This window comes from Microbacterium kribbense (assembly GCF_039537285.1).
Taxonomy (GTDB): domain Bacteria; phylum Actinomycetota; class Actinomycetes; order Actinomycetales; family Microbacteriaceae; genus Microbacterium; species Microbacterium kribbense.
On record NZ_BAABAF010000001.1, the window covers coordinates 661,731 to 679,320 of the forward strand.

10 protein-coding genes are annotated in these 17,590 nt (G+C 64.0%); all 10 read left to right on the forward strand.

The genetic code is table 11. The annotated features are described in order from the left end of the window. The first annotated feature begins 36 nt into the window (after positions 1 to 36). The 10 genes from ABD705_RS03085 (at position 37) to ABD705_RS03130 (ending at position 17,040) form a co-directional block, all read left to right on the forward strand. Positions 37 to 1,500: an ATP-binding protein gene (locus ABD705_RS03085; protein WP_344780378.1), complete on the forward strand. Its 1,464-nt coding sequence runs from the start codon at positions 37 to 39 to the stop codon at positions 1,498 to 1,500. Further along, complete coding sequence (locus ABD705_RS03090) at positions 1,487 to 4,240, forward strand: Z1 domain-containing protein (RefSeq protein ID WP_344780380.1); 2,754 nt, start codon at positions 1,487 to 1,489, stop codon at positions 4,238 to 4,240. The genes ABD705_RS03085 and ABD705_RS03090 overlap by 14 nt, the downstream gene beginning before the upstream one ends. After that, a complete protein-coding gene (locus ABD705_RS03095) occupies positions 4,237 to 5,199 on the forward strand; it encodes a PD-(D/E)XK motif protein (RefSeq protein WP_344780382.1) in 963 nt (320 codons plus the stop codon). The genes ABD705_RS03090 and ABD705_RS03095 overlap by 4 nt, the downstream gene beginning before the upstream one ends. Next, positions 5,196 to 7,271 carry an AIPR family protein gene (locus tag ABD705_RS03100; RefSeq protein ID WP_344780384.1) on the forward strand — a complete coding sequence of 692 codons (2,076 nt, stop codon included), beginning with the start codon at positions 5,196 to 5,198 and terminating at the stop codon, positions 7,269 to 7,271. The genes ABD705_RS03095 and ABD705_RS03100 overlap by 4 nt, the downstream gene beginning before the upstream one ends. A 397-nt stretch (positions 7,272 to 7,668) precedes the next feature. Then, entirely contained in the window at positions 7,669 to 8,949 is a 1,281-nt protein-coding gene (gene mblB / locus ABD705_RS03105; protein ID WP_486341548.1) for an anti-phage 6A-MBL system MBL-fold protein, read from the forward strand. Beyond that, positions 8,942 to 11,407: an anti-phage 6A-MBL system cap2_3 protein gene (cap2-3, locus tag ABD705_RS03110; protein ID WP_344780388.1), complete on the forward strand. Its 2,466-nt coding sequence runs from the start codon at positions 8,942 to 8,944 to the stop codon at positions 11,405 to 11,407. Before mblB ends, cap2-3 begins: the two co-directional genes overlap by 8 nt. Beyond that, a complete protein-coding gene (locus ABD705_RS03115; protein WP_344780390.1) occupies positions 11,404 to 12,474 on the forward strand; it encodes a patatin-like phospholipase family protein in 1,071 nt (356 codons plus the stop codon). The genes cap2-3 and ABD705_RS03115 overlap by 4 nt, the downstream gene beginning before the upstream one ends. Before the next feature lie 224 nt (positions 12,475 to 12,698). Then, positions 12,699 to 15,467, forward strand: coding sequence for an AAA family ATPase (locus ABD705_RS03120; protein WP_344780392.1), 2,769 nt, complete (start codon positions 12,699 to 12,701; stop codon positions 15,465 to 15,467). A 464-nt stretch (positions 15,468 to 15,931) separates the two neighbouring features. Further along, positions 15,932 to 16,552 (forward strand): BAR domain-containing protein, encoded by a 621-nt coding sequence (locus tag ABD705_RS03125; RefSeq protein WP_344780394.1) that lies wholly within the window; start codon positions 15,932 to 15,934, stop codon positions 16,550 to 16,552. A 26-nt stretch (positions 16,553 to 16,578) separates the two neighbouring features. Beyond that, positions 16,579 to 17,040 (forward strand): hypothetical protein, encoded by a 462-nt coding sequence (locus tag ABD705_RS03130; RefSeq protein ID WP_344780396.1) that lies wholly within the window; start codon positions 16,579 to 16,581, stop codon positions 17,038 to 17,040. Positions 17,041 to 17,590 lie beyond the last annotated feature (550 nt).

The window sequence follows — 17,590 nt, forward strand, 5'->3', positions numbered from 1 at the left end:
TGGCAGTGTCCGACGTGATCAGATGTGGAGGTCGGCGTGTTGGAGGAAGACGTCGCCCCGAGCATCGATCTGCTCGAGTCAATGCGGTCTGTGGGCTATTCTCTCGAGGCCGCTATCGCCGACTTGATCGACAACAGCATCGCTGCCGGATCTCGGCACATCGACATTGACCTAGAGCCGGCTTCGGGCGACTACGTCGCGATTCTGGACGACGGCAAGGGGATCGCGCCCGATGCTGCGGTCGAGGCCTTGCGGCTCGCGGGGTCTGTCGGTGAGCGGACGAGCTCGGACCTCGGCAGATTCGGACTCGGACTGAAGACCGCGTCGCTGTCGCAAGCGCGGTGCCTCACCGTCGTCACGAGGCACCTCGGGGAGAGGACTGCGCTTCGCTGGGATATCGATCACATCAAGGCTTCCGGACGGTGGAGCCTTCTTCGGCTAGCGCCTATCGAAGTGCGCAAGCTGCCCTGGGCGAACCGACTGGACCTCCAACAGTCTGGAACCCTTGTCCTCTGGCAACGACTGGACCTTCTCGTCGGGGATGCTGCCGACCCGGGTGAGCTCGTGAGGCAACGGGTCGAACCGTTGATCGAAAGTCTTGCGCTCGTGTTTCACCGTTACCTGCACGCGAGGAAAGGCGGCATCCAGATCGTCGTGAACGGCAACACAGTCAAGCCGCTTGACCCGTTCCTCACCTCGAATCCGAAGACACAGGTATCGCCGACGCAAAAGATCGCAATCGGCGGCGATGAGGTGAAGGTGACGGCTTACACGCTGCCGCACGTGTCCGGTCTGACACCAGACGAGCGGCGGCGGCCGGACTTGGGCGAGCACATGCGCGAGATGCAGGGCTTCTACATCTACCGGAACGAGCGACTGATCTCGCACGGCCACTGGTATGGCCTCGCCCGGATGGACGATCTCTCGAAGCAGACCCGGGTTCAGGTGGATGTGCCGAACACCATCGATTACCTTTGGAACCTCGATATCAAGAAGTCGCGCGCAGAGCCTCCGGCCTCCTTCAAGACGGAGCTTCGGAGGCTGATGAGCGGAGTCATCGAGAAGGGCAGACGGGTCTATACTTACCGGGGTCGCAGGGAAGGCGGCGCCCCGACAGTTCATCTCTGGGAGAAGATCCGAGAACGCGACGGGTTCCGCTACGAGGTCAACCTGGAGCACCCCGTCGTCTCAGCTCTCCTCAGCGGACTCCCGACCGGCGATGCCTCGCGGGTTCTCCGGTTGCTCGAGTCCCTTGCCGATGCCTTCCCGGTGCACGACCTCTTCGCGGAGATGGCGGGGAATGTCGCTCCGATCTCCGCGGACCGGGCTGACGATGCGGCCGTCGAGTCGCTCCGCGTTTTCCGCGACTCGACGGATACGCGTCCGCCTGTGGATGAAGTGGTTGCGATGCTTGCCCACGTGGAGCCGTTCAGCACCATGAGCGACCTGGACGCTGTAGTCCGCAAGATCTGGCAGGAGGATCTCGATGGCACTGAGTGAACGGCAACTGAGCCTGAAGCGCTCGTTGAAGCAGCAGCTCGTCGAAGGCAACGCTTCGGTCGACTTCGTCGAGCTCACGGCGGTCGCGAGCCAGCTCGCAGCACTCTTCTTCAAAGAGCTCAAAGAAGCCGAGATCACAGCAGTCGTCATGGAGATCACGCAGGAGGAGGAGATCGTGCTTGCCGGCGGCGGCACCGTCTACGACCCCAAGACGTTCACGAAGTGGTTGGCCGACCGCCGGGGCTCGGTTTCCCACGCGCGGTGGAACGCCTACAATCAACTCCTGGTCTCGCGCGACTGGGCAAAGTCGGTGATCGAGGACTTGGCAGAGCAGACGGATGAAGTTGTCGAGCTCCTCGGCGATCCTGCAGATCCGAACGACATGGCACGGCGAGGTTTACTGCTTGGCGAAGTGCAGTCCGGGAAGACCGCGACATACATCGGGATCCTGAACAAGGCGATCGACTACGGGTACCGGCTCATCATCGTGATCGGCGGGCACACGAACGACCTCCGCCGTCAGACGCAGGTGCGAATGGACTCCGACCTCATCGGATACGACACCAGCAGGATCGGCGAGAACATCTCCACCTCAGCACTTGATCCGATCGGAGTCGCCGAATTCGATCGGACGATCCGCGCGAACGTGCTCACCACAGTCGACGGCGACTTCAGCAAGGGCAAGACACGAGCGGGACTGAACTGGATCCAGGACTCGTTGCCGACAGTTCTGGTCATCAAGAAGAACGCCAAGGTCATCCAGAACGTCACGACCTACATCAAGCAGCAGACGAACGGCGGGCGCCTTGACATGCCCCTCGTGCTCATCGACGACGAAGCCGACTGGGGAACGCCGAACACGGGGAGCGACACAGACCCGACCCGGGTCAATGCAGCGATCCGAAGGCTCCTCGACACTTCTCGCCGCAGCTCCTATCTCGGGATAACCGCCACACCCTTTGCCAACATCTTCATCGACCACACGGCTGAGAGTCAGGACCTCGGTCAGGACCTCTTCCCTGCGGACTATATCCGGGTCATGAGCAGCCCGAGCAACTACCAGGGCATCGGCGGCTACTTCACCGGAGAGCACCCCGCAATCCATCGGAACGTCGAGGACTGCCTCGCCCTCTTGCCGATCAAGCACAAGAAGACCCATCCAGTCGATGAGCTTCCCCGAAGCCTCGAAGACGCCATCTTGACCTTCTACCTGGGTACGGCGATTCGCCTACTCCGTCGACGCGGCAAGACCAGTGCCGCGTCAATGCTCGTAAACGTCTCGCGCTTTAACGACGTCCAGGCACAGTTCAGCGAGCTGATCGAGGCGTTCTCCATGTCCGTCAACGGACTCATCACCGCCGATCTCGCCCGCGATGAGGGCCGGCCTGCCAGTGCATTCGGCGCGAGAATGCGCAGGGTGTGGACCATCGAGTTCGGCGACGACAAGCAGGATGAACGCTGGGAGGACATCGTCCCCTTCCTCAAGATTGTCGCCGGAAACATCCGGGTCGAGTTGGTCAACAGCGCCACCGCGACCGCACGAGCCAAGCGTCGACGGGCGATGACCGCTGACCAGCGCGCAGCCGAAGACGCCAGACCCACGATCTTCGTCGGTGGCGATGTTCTCGCCCGAGGGCTCACCCTTGATGGGCTCCAAGTCAGCTACTTCGTTCGCGAACCACGCACCATGGACACGCTGATGCAGATGGGCCGCTGGTTCGGCTACCGGCCCGGCTACGACGACCTCGTCAGAATCTGGATGCCGGAGTCCACGGAGGCGGACTTCGTCTGGTCGGCGGAGGTCACGCACGAACTCCGCGACCTGCTCATCGAGATGCGCGCCAAAGAATTGACGCCGCGCGACTTCGGTCTTCGAGTGCGCGCACACCCCGGCGGTTTCGAGATCGTGGCCGCCAACAAGCGGCAGAACGCCGAGCTGACAAACGGTGATGTGCTCATTCACGGCAACAAGTTCGAGTCGTACTACCTGGACGCGAGCCCGGAAGTGCGGGACCAGAATCGCCGTGCAGCCGCCCATCTGGTCCGCGGTCTTGCCGATTCTTCTGCCTCGCAACCCTCGGCTGCGGGCTATGCGTCCTGGCGCGGTGTTCCGCTGGCGGTCGTCGAGGACTTCTTCACGCGGTTCCGTGCCGACCGACGCGATCCGTTCTTTGGGTTCGCGCCAGGAATGTCAGTGCCGCAGATCGCGCCCTACCTTGGTGAAGCGGAAGGGGCGGAGACGTGGGACGTCGTTCTTGTCCAGGGCGGCGCCGAAGAGGTCGAGATCGCCCCCCGGATCAAGATCAAGAGCAGCCTCCGGAACTCGCTCAGCAGTGACGGGCAAACGATCGAGATCGGCAACCGCCGAGTCGCGACCGCGACGAACCTCGCAGGGGCCCTGACGCCGGACGCGAACCGCGCCCTCGACGAGGCGCTCCGCCCTGACGAGAAGACCACCGAGCAACGGGTGCTGCAGCAGCTCCGCCACCCGATGCTCCTCCTGTACGCGATCACGACGGCGCCGGACAAGATCACGGGGGAACCGCCGAAGGTAGCCATCCTCCCGAGCGACCCGCTCATTGCAGTCGTGCTCGCCTTCCCCGCCATTGACGTGGCCGAAGCGGCCGCGCGAATCAACGCGCGCCGAGTCCAGAAGTTCTGGGTGAACACGGTCTGGTGGAACAACATGCGCGGATACCTGGACGACGGCGACGACCTTGATACCGGAGACGATGAATGAGCACGGCGAACTACGGGGCGTTCGCCGCAGCGCTGGGCGGCACGAACGAACGGGTGATCCAACTTCCGCACCCACGCGTCACGTTCCTCGCTCAGAACCACAACGGCCGCCCCGCGCTGCTTGCAAAGCTCACGCTCAATCCGACCCAGATAGTTCCGGACGGACGAGGCTTCTCCGTTACCACCGTCCGGATCGGCTCCGACGACTTCGTACGGATCGCGTCCACAGACTTGGGCATCAGCCTGCTGTTCCTGAAACTCGTCGACTACGTCCTCGAGCGGACCGCCGAAGCGCGCGATGCCGCTGATGCAGGCCGATTGCTCGTGGCCGCAGTCAACGAGTTCAAGCGCTTCTTCCAGCGGCGCCCCGATCGACTGGGCGAGGAGGAGATCCGAGGGCTCATCGCAGAGTTGCTTCTCCTGCTCCACCTGCATGGCGGTGAAGCGGCTCGCACATGGGATGTCTTCCACGCCTGGGGTGGGCCATTTGGCGCTCTCCACGACTTCGAATTCGCGGCCGGAAACGCGATAGAGGTGAAATCGTCGCACAGACCGCCAGCAGAGATCCGCATCTCCTCGCCAGCGCAAACTGCACCGCTTCCAGACGGCCTGGACCTTGTCGTCCTTCCTCTGGAAAGGGTTGCGATCGGGACAGAGGCGGACGTCCGCTTCGTTGACCTGGTACGAGAGATCGGTGTACTGGCCGCGACTCACGGCGGGGATGTCGCAGAACTTTGGGATGCGGCCGTGCGTGTCCTTGGACTGGACCTCGCGGATGAATACTACGAACAATGGCAGTTCCTGCTCGGCGACTGGTTGCGGTTCGTCGTCACCGAGGGCTTTCCCGGTATCCGAGAGAGCGACATCCCTTCGGGAGTTGTGAAGGTCGCGTACTCGTTAAGACTCGACTCCCTGCAGGCATTCGCTGCACGCTTCGACGACCTCGAGGTTATGCCATGACCGACGAGCAAATGCAAGAACTCCGCAACGAGATCAAAATCGAGGCGGCGGGATCTACCGCCTTTGAAGTCGAGGCATTCGCACGCGTGTACGCGCGTCGACTGGAGGACGCGGAGCAGGTCTTCGACCTGAACGTCGAGGCGTTGCAGTGCAGGGGAATCCGCGGCCGGAAACTAGAACTCCTCGGCTACGCCGAGGACGCCACCGACGACTCATTGACCCTCCTCGCAGGACGCTACTTCGGAACCGACTCGACCCTCACTTTGACCGATGCCAAGGAAGTGTTCGGAAGGGCGACAGGGTTCGTAGACTCGGCTGCGGACGGATGGCTCGGAGCGAACCTCGAGCAGTCGTCCCGCGAGGCCGAGTATGCCGACTATTTCCGCCGACGGCTCAGCTCGGGCATGGTCTCCAGAATTCGAGTCGTGCTCATCACCGATGGGGTGATGAGCGACCGCATCCGCACGATTGATAGCGACACCGTCGCCGGCGTCAAAGCCGCCTACGAGATCTGGGACCAGCGGCGCATCCTGGACGCAGCGCAACCGGAATCCCGTAGTGAAGACATCGAGATCGACTTCACGCGCTGGTTGCCGAGCGGGTTGCCGTCTCTGATCGCAGCCTCCGCAGATTCCTCCCTGCCCAGCTATCTCGCCGTGCTCCCGGCGAGGATCCTTGCAGACATCTTCGAGCAGCACGGCAGCCTGCTCCTCGAATCGAACGTCCGCACCTTCCTCAGCGCCCGGGGCGCCGTAAATCGAGGCATCCAAGAGACGTTGCGCGATGCCCCCGACCGCTTTCTCGCATATAACAACGGCCTTACGACAACTGCGATAAGCGTCGAGGTCGACGACGTCCGCCGAGGCACGTTCATCAAGTCGATCAGGGGCTGGCAGATCGTCAACGGTGGACAAACCACGGCGTCGATCGCGCACTTCCTCCGCGCTGGCAAGGACCGCAAAGCCGACGGAGTCTCAGTCCAGATGAAACTCGTCGTCGTCGACCCAGTCGAAGCATCCGGCGTTGTGCATGCGGTCGCCAAGTTTGCAAACAGCCAGAACCGGATCAGCGGGGCTGATTTGTTCTCCACTCACGATTTCCACGTGCGGATGGAGCAGATCAGCCGACGACTTCGTGCTCCGGCGAAGGAGGGACAGCAGTATCGGACGGGCTGGTACTACGAGCGAGCGCGAGGGCAATGGGAGAACGATCGAGCCGCTCGCGGATCGCCGTCCGAGCAGAAGAAGTTCGAACTCGAGTATCCGAAGGCGCAGCGCGTCACGAAGACCGACTGGGCGAAGTACGCGTACTGCTGGGGAAAGAAGCCCCATCTAGTGAGCAAGGGAGCCCAGAGCGTCTTCGCGGACTACGCGGTCGCCGTCGACAGGCAGTGGGAGAGCGATGACGCGCAGTTCGGAGAGGGCTACTTCCGACGCAACGTCGGTAAGGCGATCCTCTACGAACGACTCCGATCCGCCGTGCTCAGGCAGGATTGGTACACATCGACGCCGGGCTACCTGGCGAATATCGTCGCCTACGCGATTGCCCGGTTCGCACTGCAGATCGACATTCAGTTCAGCGGCGCGAAGTACGACTTCGGCCGGGTTTGGGAGCGCCAGGCGATCAGCGACAACACGCTGACGGCGCTCCTCGACGTTGCCCACGCCGCCCAACTGCATCTGACAGATGACAGTCGACCGCAAGCGAACGTGACGCAGTGGGCCAAGCAGCAAGCGTGTTGGGACCGGTTTTCGAAGTCGCAGATGCGACTGCCCGCGTCGATCGCGGCCGATCTCATCAGCCATGAGGAAGCACTGTCGTCGATCAAAGACGAACGCAAGCAACGCGTGATGGACGCGGGCATCGAAAACGCGACGAGGGTGATGGCTGTGCCGACGGCGACGTGGGCGAGCGTCGCTCAGTCCGGAAACCTGTCGCCCTTGGAGGGCGATCTTGTTCGATTGTTCGGCCAGCGCGCCGGCGGCGTTCCGAGTGAGAAGCAGGCCGCGGTATTGCTTCGGCTCCTCGCGCGGATGGCCGAGACTGGTGTCATCAGTAGGGATTCGTTTTAGGTCCGCCAAGGGCGCGCATGGCAGGCGATCGAGTGACGATAGTGTGCGATCTGGAAATGGGGTCTGCATTGTCGGCTCTTCGCACATCCGGTGTGGTGAGGCTCGCGGGGTGATGGTGGGCGGGTAGGGCTTGAGGTCCCCGGAGGGCGGGAGTTCTTACGTTGCCCATGCGGAGGACCTCGATGTGTCTCACGCTACTTCCGACAATCGTGACCTCACGACGTTCTGCCGCCCCGACGTGCTCGGTCTAGTCGTTGTCGGGCAGTCCCGAATCTCTGGCCGTATGGCGGCTGGAGCGTCGGTGTCAGAGCCCCCAGGTAGCGTGGCTTGAGATGTTTCGATCATCTGGGGAGAAGTAGACGTGAGCGAATCTGAAGGGCTTCCGGCCCGCGGCGTGGTGTTCTGGCCGGTCGGCACCGGGGACAGCACCACGGTGGTTGTCGACGACGAAGTCGTCATGCAGGTGGACATCCACGACATGGCCAAGGCGGACGACTCCGACACGCCGGAGGTGGCGGTCGTGGATCGCCTCGTCGAGGCGCTGCCGGTGATCGACGGAACGCCCTACCTCGCCACGTTCGTGCTCACCCACGCCGACAAGGACCACTGCCTCGGGTTCGCGGACCTACTGGAGAAGGTGAACATCGGGGAACTGTGGTCGACACCCCGACTGTGGCGGGAGTACAACGACGCGGACGCTCCGGAATTGTGCAGCGACGCGGTCGCGTTCCGCGAAGAGTCCGAACGCCGCATCACGGCGACCATGGATGCCGTCAAGTCGGGCGGCGTCCCGGCGAGTGGCGATCGGATTCGGGTCGTGGGCTACGACGACGGTCATGGCTCGCACGCGTACGACGAGCTCCCCGACGAGTACCTTGCGTGGCCTGGACAGTCTCTGACGACGCTCGACGGTCATGATCGTCGCGGCGTGTTCGAAGCATTCATTCACGCGCCATTCAAGGATGATGCGTCGGCACCGCGGAACGAGACTTCCTTGTCAATGCAGGTGACCCTCACCGACGAGACCGGCGTCGATGGCAAGGTGCTGCTGTTCGGCGACCTCGCGCACGACACCATCATGAAAGTCTTCAACTACAGCGAGTACCACAACCGTCAGCGATACCTCGAGTGGGACCTGCTGCTGGCGCCGCACCACTGTTCGAAGCGGGTGATGTACAAGCGCGACGCGGACGGTACCGAGCAACTGCAAATGGACGTCCTCAACGCCTTCGAGCGGAACGCGCGCACCGGTGGGACCGTCGTGTGCAGCAGCGGCACCTTCCCAGATGAGGATGTCGACGGACACAACCCGCCGCATCGGATGGCTGCAGACCGGTACGAGGAGATTGCGGACGAGGTGATCTGCACAATGTCGTGGGTCGATGAGGGCGCACCGTCGCCGGTCGTCTTCGGTGTCGACACGGCTGGCGCCCGCATCATTCGCGGTGAGCTCGTGAAGTCCGCCGCATCCGAGGCTGTAGTCGAGCTGGCTGCCTCCGCGGTCGGGCGCCGGTTCGCCGCTATCACCGCGGCGGCCGTCGCGGTGGCGAGCGAGATTCCGCGGTCGGCGGCCGCGGTTGCGCCGCTCACCGGCCCCGAGCGGGTGGATATGGCGGTGAGCGTTGACCGGGGTGGCAGCCGCGCTCCCGAGACACCGGTCGGGTTCGGCATTGAGTGACCTTGCGCACCGTCAGCTGACCGAACTCGCCGAGATCAGCGATGGCGCCATCCAATTGCTGGGCGTCGATCCCGACGAGAACGGACTGACCACCTACACCGTTTCCCTCGACACGTCCGGAATCGAGACCAAGGGTGGCGGCATTCGGCTTCGCACGCGCGAGCGGTTCGAGATCGCGGTCGACTCCTCCTTCCCATACATCCACCCCGACGTGTACGTCACGCATCGGCGATGGGCGGGAACCCCGCACGTACAATGGGGACGTTTGCTCTGCCTTTACGCGGCTCCCGCCGTGGAGTGGAATCCGTCAGATGGGATGCGGGGACTGGTCGCTCGCCTCAATCTCTGGCTGCAGCGCGCGGCCGCTGCCGACCTCGACCCCGCCGGGCAGCCACTCCATCCGCCAGTCGCGTACAGCTCCTACGGGAACGGTTCGGTCATAGTCCGCCCGGACCTCGGCGACCTCGTTCCCTGGTCGCCCTCCGGGTCCGGCCGAGTCCGCTTCCTCTACGCATGGTGCGCGCAGCGAGGCAACCGGGTGGACGTGCTCGAATGGCTCACCGCCCAGCAGGTGTACGACCGGTACACGGCGGGGCAGCTTCCGGCGCGGCAGGAAGACGGAGTCGCGCTGTTTGTAGCGCCGCTGGTGCTGGTGAGTGACACACTTGACATGGAGTACCCGAGCACGGCCAAGCTCCTCGTGACCGCGCTCGATGCGTATGGGGTCAGCCGCGACGAGCTGTTGAGGGCTCTCATTGGCGCGCGAACCGTCAACAAGGTCGTCGGTGTGGCGCTTGACGGCGGCGACGCCGCGCCCACGATGATGCTCTTGGGCACACCTGCGCGTCGTCTGGAGTCGGGGGAGATCCTCGCCCACATCACCGGTTGGCACGTCGACGACCTTGGTACGAAGATCACCGGCCTGCTTGAGAAGATCGCGCCCGAACATGTCGAACTCAATGAGCGGGTCCGGGAGCTGGCGGACGACTGGTTCGGGTTTGCCAACGTGCAGTGGATGGTCATCCACGAAGCACGCCCGGAGGTGACGCGCCGGCGAGACACCGGCTCGCCGACGCAGTGGCTCGCAGACAAGAATGTACTGGTGCTGGGCTGCGGCGCTCTCGGCGCCCCCATTGCCGAACACTGCGTCCGCGCCGGAGCCGCGCAGCTGCACCTCATTGACAAGGGCGCAGTCACGCCCGGGATCCTCCTCCGGCAGCCATACGAAGACGTCGACATCGGATACAACAAGGCGGAGCGACTCGCGCGGCGCCTGTCGCGAATCCGCCAAGATCTGACCGTCACCAGCTCCCGGGCGAACATCGTCACCGGTGTGCTCACCGATCCGCAGAGCCTGCTGCAATACGACCTCATCATCGATGCCACCGCCGACATCGGAGTCCGGGTCGGCATCGAACGAGCCCGCTTGGCCGTTCGTGAACAGTGGCCGACCACCATCAGCGCATTGTTCGGTCACACCGCTCAACGCGGCGTGGCGACGATCTCACGACGAGGGGCAACGGGCAGCGGGTGCGACATCCTCCGGCGACTCGCCATCGACACCGCCACGACGTCACCAGCGGGTTGGGAAAGCATCGCAGACGATGTCTTCCCCGATCCTCCTCGAACCGAGCGGTTCTTCCCCGAGCCGGGTTGCTCTGCACCCACGTTCACCGGTTCCGCCGCTGAGACCACCGCTCTGGCTTCCGCCTTGTTCGTGTCCGCGATCGCCCTCGTAGCGGGCGAAGTCGCCGACCCCATGACAGCCGTAGGCTGCGACCTCGCGCCGGGTGCGAAGGGCCCGCGGCCTGTCACGCTCAGCTGGAGCGACGATCTGACGCTCACAGATGAGACCGGAGAGAATGAGATCCGCATCAGCTCACGCGCACTCGCGGAGATGCGTGCGGAAGCGCGCCGCGGGCGTCGAGTGCGAGGGCCTCGGATCGAGACTGGCGGGATGCTGCTGGGTAGCTTCGACGAGGCGACGCAGATCGTGTTCGTGGACACGGTCGCTGGTCCCTCGCCGGACAGCTATCTCTCAGCGGCGTATTTCGACCACGGCACTGACGGGACGCAAGAGATCGTGAGCGCCTACGGGGACGCCACGGCGAGTCGCGTCGGGTTCGCCGGCATGTGGCACACCCACCCTTACGGGATCGCGTCGCCAAGCCCGACCGACGAGACCGGCATGGCCGACATCGTCGCCTCGGGTGGGCATAGCCGACGGTCCCTCATGCTCATTCTGGGCGGCGAAACGACGGTCTGGGAGCGCTGGCTCGAGGACGGAACACCTCCGGACGTATACGCACGCGTTGTCGATCGCAATGCCACCCGCCAACCCGCGAGGCTGCTCGCTCTGCACGTGACCTCGTCCGCGAAGTGGTTCCGGGGCGGATATGGCTACCCCGCGTTGCGCGGCGGCAACGGACCGCGCGGAAGCAGAGGAGCCGAAGGATGAGCCCGCGGATCGGACTGGCGCTGTCGGGCGGCGGATTCCGAGCGACAGCGTTCGGCCTCGGTAGCCTGAGAGCCCTACAAGACCGCGACCTTCTCCGCCACGTCGCTGTGGTGTCCGGGATCAGCGGCGGAAGCCTCCTGACCGCGATGTGGGCCTATGGCCCGGACCGCTTCGACGAGTTCGACGACACCGTGACGGCGCTGCTCCGCACGGGCCTGCAGGCTGAGCTCGCTCGACGCGCGTTCGCGCCTCGAGCAGCAGGTCGAGCCATCGCGAGCGCCGTCCGCGCGCTCGGCCCACAGCGGCAGCGTTCTTACTCCCGCACCGACGCACTCGTTGAAGCATTGGCGGCGCGGCAATTCGGCCGCAAGCTTGTCGCCAACCCCACGCATGCCCGCACCGACATCGTGATCTCAGCGACCGACATGAGGAGCGGCAATGCCGTACGGTTCGGGAGCGTCATCAGCGCCTGCTCGCCGTACGGAACAATCCTTGATGACATCCCCGTCGCGGAAGCTGTCGCCGCTTCAGCCGCCTTCCCCCTACTGCTCCCGGCGCTACGACGGGGCTACGAGTTTGAGCGCCGAGACGGCACACGCCGCCGCGAGCAGCTGACCATGACCGATGGCGGCGTCTATGACAACCTCGGACTCGCACCGCTGCTGCCTGGCCGGTCGGCTCGGTTCAACTCCCACGTCTATGACCTCGACTACATTGTCGCGGTCGATGCCGGACGCGGTCGTGCGGAGAAGACGGCAGCCCGGTACCTGCTGGGCCGAATGTCGCAAAGCTTCGACATCACCCATACCAAGTCTCAGGACGCCGCGCGTAGCCGCATTCACGCCGCTCGCGAGAACGCTGAGCTGAGGGGGTTCATCCACGTATACCTCGGGATGCGAGACGAGCGACTGCCCGTCCCGCTTGCAGATCTTGTTCCGCGTAGCCAGGTTGAGAAATACCCGACGAACTTCGCTCCCATGAAAGCCGCTGAACTCGACGCCATCGCTGTTCGCGGGGAGCAGCTCACGCGAACATTGCTCAGCGTCTATGCACCGGACATCGCCTAGGTCGCCGAGCGTCGGCTCGGGCCGGGCGCATGACACGAGTCGCGCCGCATACGTCGAGCAACATCGCAGCCATCCAAAGTGATGGCGCGCTCTCTCGTCGAGGCGTCGAGCGGCGGGTAGAACGTGCATAGTCCATCACGATCGGACCGCGATTGGAATGATGCACGCAGGCACTTTCTGTGGAATGCGTAGCGAGTTACGCAACTAGCGCGTAGCCTGGGTGCATGCGTGGAGGGCTCGAACGCTGGAAACGTGGTGCTGGATCCCACGGGGTCCGACAAGCGCTTGCGTACGCGTTCCAAGGATCATGCGATTCTCATCTCCGCGCAGCGGCCGGTATCGACGCGCTGGCCGGGTACAGCGACGCAGCCAACCTCGGAGTCCAGAGGTTCACGGTCGAAGCCGACGTCATCGGCGTTGACTCACTGGATGAGGCGCAGCTGCGTCGCTGGGTGGACGGCTGCGACCCCCACACGGGCGAGCGTCGTGGACGCGAGCTATCGTCGCCAGACGCAGACCTGGTCCTGGACGGCACGATCAACGCCCCGAAGACCTACAGCATCGTCGCACTGATCAACCCGGACCTCGCCCGTGAGTTCGAAGCGTTGCAAGACAGAATGCGTGATCGGATCATCACCACATGGCGTCGCGAGCTCAATGCGCGCCGAGGGGCAGGAGGCTGCATCCGGGAACCACTGCAGCGGGTCGAGGTGGTCGAACTGCGGCACCGGCGATCGCGCGCGCTCGACCCGCACATCCACCGGCACCTGTGGTTGAACGTCAAGGTGCTGGGTGAAGACGGCAAGTGGTCGAACGTCGATTCCCGCGTAGCGATGAAGCTCCACACGGTCATCAACGCAGAGGGAGAGCTTGCCGCGCGCACCGATCCGCAGTGGGTGGACGCGCTCGCCCGGCACGGATACACGCTAAGCGCAGACGGGGAGATCGCGGAGCTCGCGCACGCGGTACGCCCGCTGTCGCGACGGTCCACGCAGATCGAGGCGAATCGCGCGATGCTCCTCGCGGCGTGGCGGGGCGAGCATCCCGGACAGCAGCCGTCGCCCGACGTGTTGCAGCAGGTCGACAGGCTCGCTTGGGCGAAGTCGCGCCCGAACAAGCCGGGCGGGATCAATGAGCACGAGTGGGAGCAGTTCATCGCTGACGAGCTTCAACACGTCGACTCTCATATCCTGGCTCTTCGCCGGCCCGTGTCGCCGCGCTCGGTCGCCATCACCGACGTGGACATCGGGTTGCTTGCGGCGCGAGCGATTGTGGAGGCGGATGCACGGTCTGCAGCTTCTGGTGGGCGCTTCAGCGGCTTCGACATCCGAGCCGGTGCGATTCGCGCGGTCGCGGCATCCGGCGCCGTAGCTGACCGTTCGGAACTGCAGCCGACCATCGATCGGGTGGCTGACCGGGCGCTGACGCTGACGATCGACCTGCTCGAGGAGCCAAATCGTCCCGCGCATGTAAAGGGGTACATGGCTGCCGCTACCGCCACGCTCAAGGTCGATCTCGCAGCGCGCTTCGACGCACTGGCCCAGGCGGGTGCCGTCGCTGACGACGCGTTGATCGTGGATGCTGCAGCCCGCGCGTTGCCGGCTCACGTCAACCTGAATCAACAACAGTTCGCGGCGGCTGCCGCGATCGGCGGAACCGACCGCCTCGCATCCGTGACCGGGCCAGCAGGGGCGGGTAAGACCACCATGTTGCGTATCGCAAAAGCGGTGCTCAACCGCAGCGGCCGCCGGATGTTCGTGGTTGCTCCAACGAAGAAGGCAGCGTCCGTGGCCGGTCGCGAGATTGGCACGTCGGCATCAAGCCTGCACGCGCTGCTCGCCGATCACGGCTTCCGGTGGGGGCATGACGACGCCGGCGCCGCTGCGTGGATGCGGCTGTCCGTCGGACAAACGGACCCGACCACCGGCCGCGTGTTCGAGGGGCCGCGTCGCTTTGTGTTGGGTGTTGGTGACCGAATCGTGGTGGACGAGGCGGGCATGGTCGACTTGCACGCCGCGAACGCGTTGGCGGCGGTCGCTGCCGACACAGGGGCCGGCATCGCGATGGTGGGGGACCCCCTCCAAGCTCGTCCAGTCGGTCATTCCGGAGCAATGGCCGCGCTGACCCGTCGCGCAACCGCTGTCGTTGAGATGACGGCGGTGCACCGCTTCCACGATCCCGAGTACGCGGAGCTCACGCTGCGCCTGCGGGAGCCCACGTCGAAAGAGGCAGCACTCATGGTTGCGTTGGAGCTCGACAAGCGCGGCCTGATCCATCGCGTAGACAATCACGAGCAGGCGCGCGACGTGATGGTCGAAGAGTACTTCCGCTGGGCGGCGGTCCGGCGACGGATTGCGTTGGTGACGAACACGAATGAGGAAGCCGACGCGATCAACGAAGCCATTCAACAACGTCGAGTCGATCGCGGCGAGTTGAGCGATTCGCGCATTGCTGTCGGGCAGAACGAGCAACGGCTGCTGGAAGGGGATGTCGTCCAGACGCGCCGGAACGACCGTCAGGCGGAAGTCGAGAACCGTGCGATCTGGAAGATTCGGCGAATCACCGCCTGCGGGCTCGAACTCGCCAGCCTTGGTGACAGTCTCGACACTCGAACGGTTTCGCGGGATTACGCGGCTGAGCACGTGCATCTCGCGTACGCGTCGACGGTGCATGGCATTCAGGGAGAGACGACTGATGCTTCGATCGTGGGGCCGGGGGTGGATGCGTCGGGGCTGTATGTCGGCATGACACGAGGCCGAATACAGAACGAGGCGATCGCGATCGCCAGAACAGATGACGCCGCACGGGACCGGATTGCAGACAACATGTTGCGCGGTACCCCTGAGATCACCCTTGACGACGGGATTCAGGCCGCACTTCACGAGTTGCGACGCGCGGCACGCGAGGTGGACTTCGACACAAGCCCACCGTCAGGCCCATGGAACTCTTGCGGTTCGACTCAGAACACACGGGCCGCAAGGGCTCTGGCCTAGCCAATAGGCGGTATCGCCTCCAAGCTCCAACTACGTTGTGACGATGATCGGGTTCAATCCGTTGTCGGGGTGGTACCCCCCCATCGCTCCGACTTCATGCCAGAGGGTGACTCGTTGCACGTCGGGCGGGGATCCGGGGGTTGATGTAGATGATCGCGTCGTGGTGGTGCGTGTGCCCGTAGTCGCCCTTCGTTTGCGTGGAATGCTCGATCCGCATGCACGTGTCAGGGTCGGCTGTCACCCGGTAGGTCACGGTGTGCCGATCTGCACGACGACGGACAGTGATGGTCCGCCGGTGCTCAGCCCGGGGCTTCCGGAAACAGATGGGCAGACTCCGCCATGAGTTCTCCTGGTCGTGATGCTCCTACTGAGGGGCCGACCCGGCCGGACACGGGAAGCTCTCTTGGTGTCGGTGGCGGCTCGTAGGCTTGAATACCGAGCAAACGTGGGGCGGAGGCCAACGCATGCCGAACGGTAACCCGGAGGGACACGACGAAGAGCACCAGGAGCGGAAGCGTCTCGCATTCAACGTTGGGGAGCCGCGTAAGCGTGAGTCGACGGGCGACGCTGACAAAGACGCGCTCTATGGGATGACCTTCAGCCAGTTCAGCGACATCGTCGAACACGAGGGCAACCCGCTGCACTCGAAGGCGCTGGAGGTCCAGGACGAGATGTTTGCGCCGATCCAAGAGTCTCTGAAGTCGATGCTCGCGCCCCTCAGCGAGAGGATGCAGTCAACATTCGACGCGATCAGTAAGTCGTCGGCGGGAGTGGCTAAGTTGGCTGGAGTCGAAGTCGGGATGAAGCCGCTCTGGAAGCTAGAGTCCAATGCGAACGCCACGGAAGAAACCGTCGCTGAGTTTGCATCGACAATCCATTTCGCCGCGAACGAGATGCAGAGACGTCAGATCGAATCGCTGGACAAGCTCGTCGAGTATGCGGAGACCGAGAAGACTGAGCGTGACGCAGACAAGCGTGAAACCGCGCGGGCCCGGCAATGGACCCGCTCAGGGACGGTAGGTGCGTGGTGTGCAGTTGCCATCCCCGGTTTGATCGGTTTGCTCGCATGGCTGTTCCCTCGTTAAGAAGGGTCACGCAATAGGCTCGGCGCATGGACATCGCCGCATTCGTCATCGCTGTGGTCGCGGCTGCTGCTGCAGTGGCGTTGGCGTTCTACGCGTGGGGCGCAAACACGCGCGCAGATCGTGCGAACCGAATGACCGCAGAGGCCCTCGATTTGCAGAAGAGGATCGACGCGCGAGCCGCAGAGTTCAGTGACGTGCGGTGGGAGGGTAGCCACCACCTGGAGAATCAGGACGGCTGGGTGTTCACGCTCAGACACCGGGGCCTAACGTCGGCCGCCAACGTGACATTGGTGGTGGACACAGAACCTCGCTCGCAGATCTTCGAGCTTGGAACGATCGAAGCTGACGAGGACCGTGACGTCGTGACCGGTCCATATCGTGAGTTGAAAGTGCGCGAGTACGGTACAAAGGTTCCGTGGCGCGTCTTCTGGACGAGCCCCCTCGGAACCGCGTCGAAGCAGGTGGTCGACGGGCAGAGGTTCTACTGACCCGGCTATGCCGCGAGTGCCCAGTTCAACTGTGGTTGCCACATCGACCCTGTCGTCGCGGCGACGTACCGGCCACCGCCCAGCGAGTGGTCGTTGACCTTTCGCTGGCACGTCGCGGTCCTCCTTCGCAGCCTTCTCTTCCCAGCTGTAGCCGGGAGCCTTGCCGATGAACCATTCCAGTCCGCTGTGCACGTGCACGTACGCCTTGTTCTTCACGGTGCGCATCATGCCCCACCCGGTGACGGGGTCGGTGCCGTCCAGCGTCCACAGGAACTCGCCTTTGAGCGAATGCCCGCAGTGCGCGATGGTGTCCACTTCGATGAACCCGGGCACGGTGAGCGGGTCGTCCATGACGGTGCGGGTCGCGATCGAGGATCGCAGGATATGCGAACGTTTCGTGCCCGACAGCGTGACCGGGTACGCGGCGGCCTTGTGGGGTTTCAGGTACCGATGTGTTCCGTCAAGTGGATGTCGGCCGTTTGAGCGGTAAGAATCCGGCCATTGTGGCGGGGTTTCCGGCCGTGTGAGCGGGGTTCAGGCCATGAGGGCG

Excerpts from the sequence above, each read along its gene's own strand:
- ABD705_RS03090 (WP_344780380.1), top strand. The coding sequence starts at position 1,487 with ATGGCACTGAGTGAACGGCAACTGAGCCTGAAGCGCTCGTTGAAGCAG.
- ABD705_RS03120 (WP_344780392.1), top strand. The coding sequence starts at position 12,699 with ATGCGTGGAGGGCTCGAACGCTGGAAACGTGGTGCTGGATCCCACGGG.
- ABD705_RS03115 (WP_344780390.1), top strand. The coding sequence starts at position 11,404 with ATGAGCCCGCGGATCGGACTGGCGCTGTCGGGCGGCGGATTCCGAGCG.
- ABD705_RS03100 (WP_344780384.1), top strand. The coding sequence starts at position 5,196 with ATGACCGACGAGCAAATGCAAGAACTCCGCAACGAGATCAAAATCGAG.
- ABD705_RS03095 (WP_344780382.1), top strand. The coding sequence starts at position 4,237 with ATGAGCACGGCGAACTACGGGGCGTTCGCCGCAGCGCTGGGCGGCACG.
- ABD705_RS03130 (WP_344780396.1), top strand. The coding sequence starts at position 16,579 with ATGGACATCGCCGCATTCGTCATCGCTGTGGTCGCGGCTGCTGCTGCA.
- ABD705_RS03125 (WP_344780394.1), top strand. The coding sequence starts at position 15,932 with ATGCCGAACGGTAACCCGGAGGGACACGACGAAGAGCACCAGGAGCGG.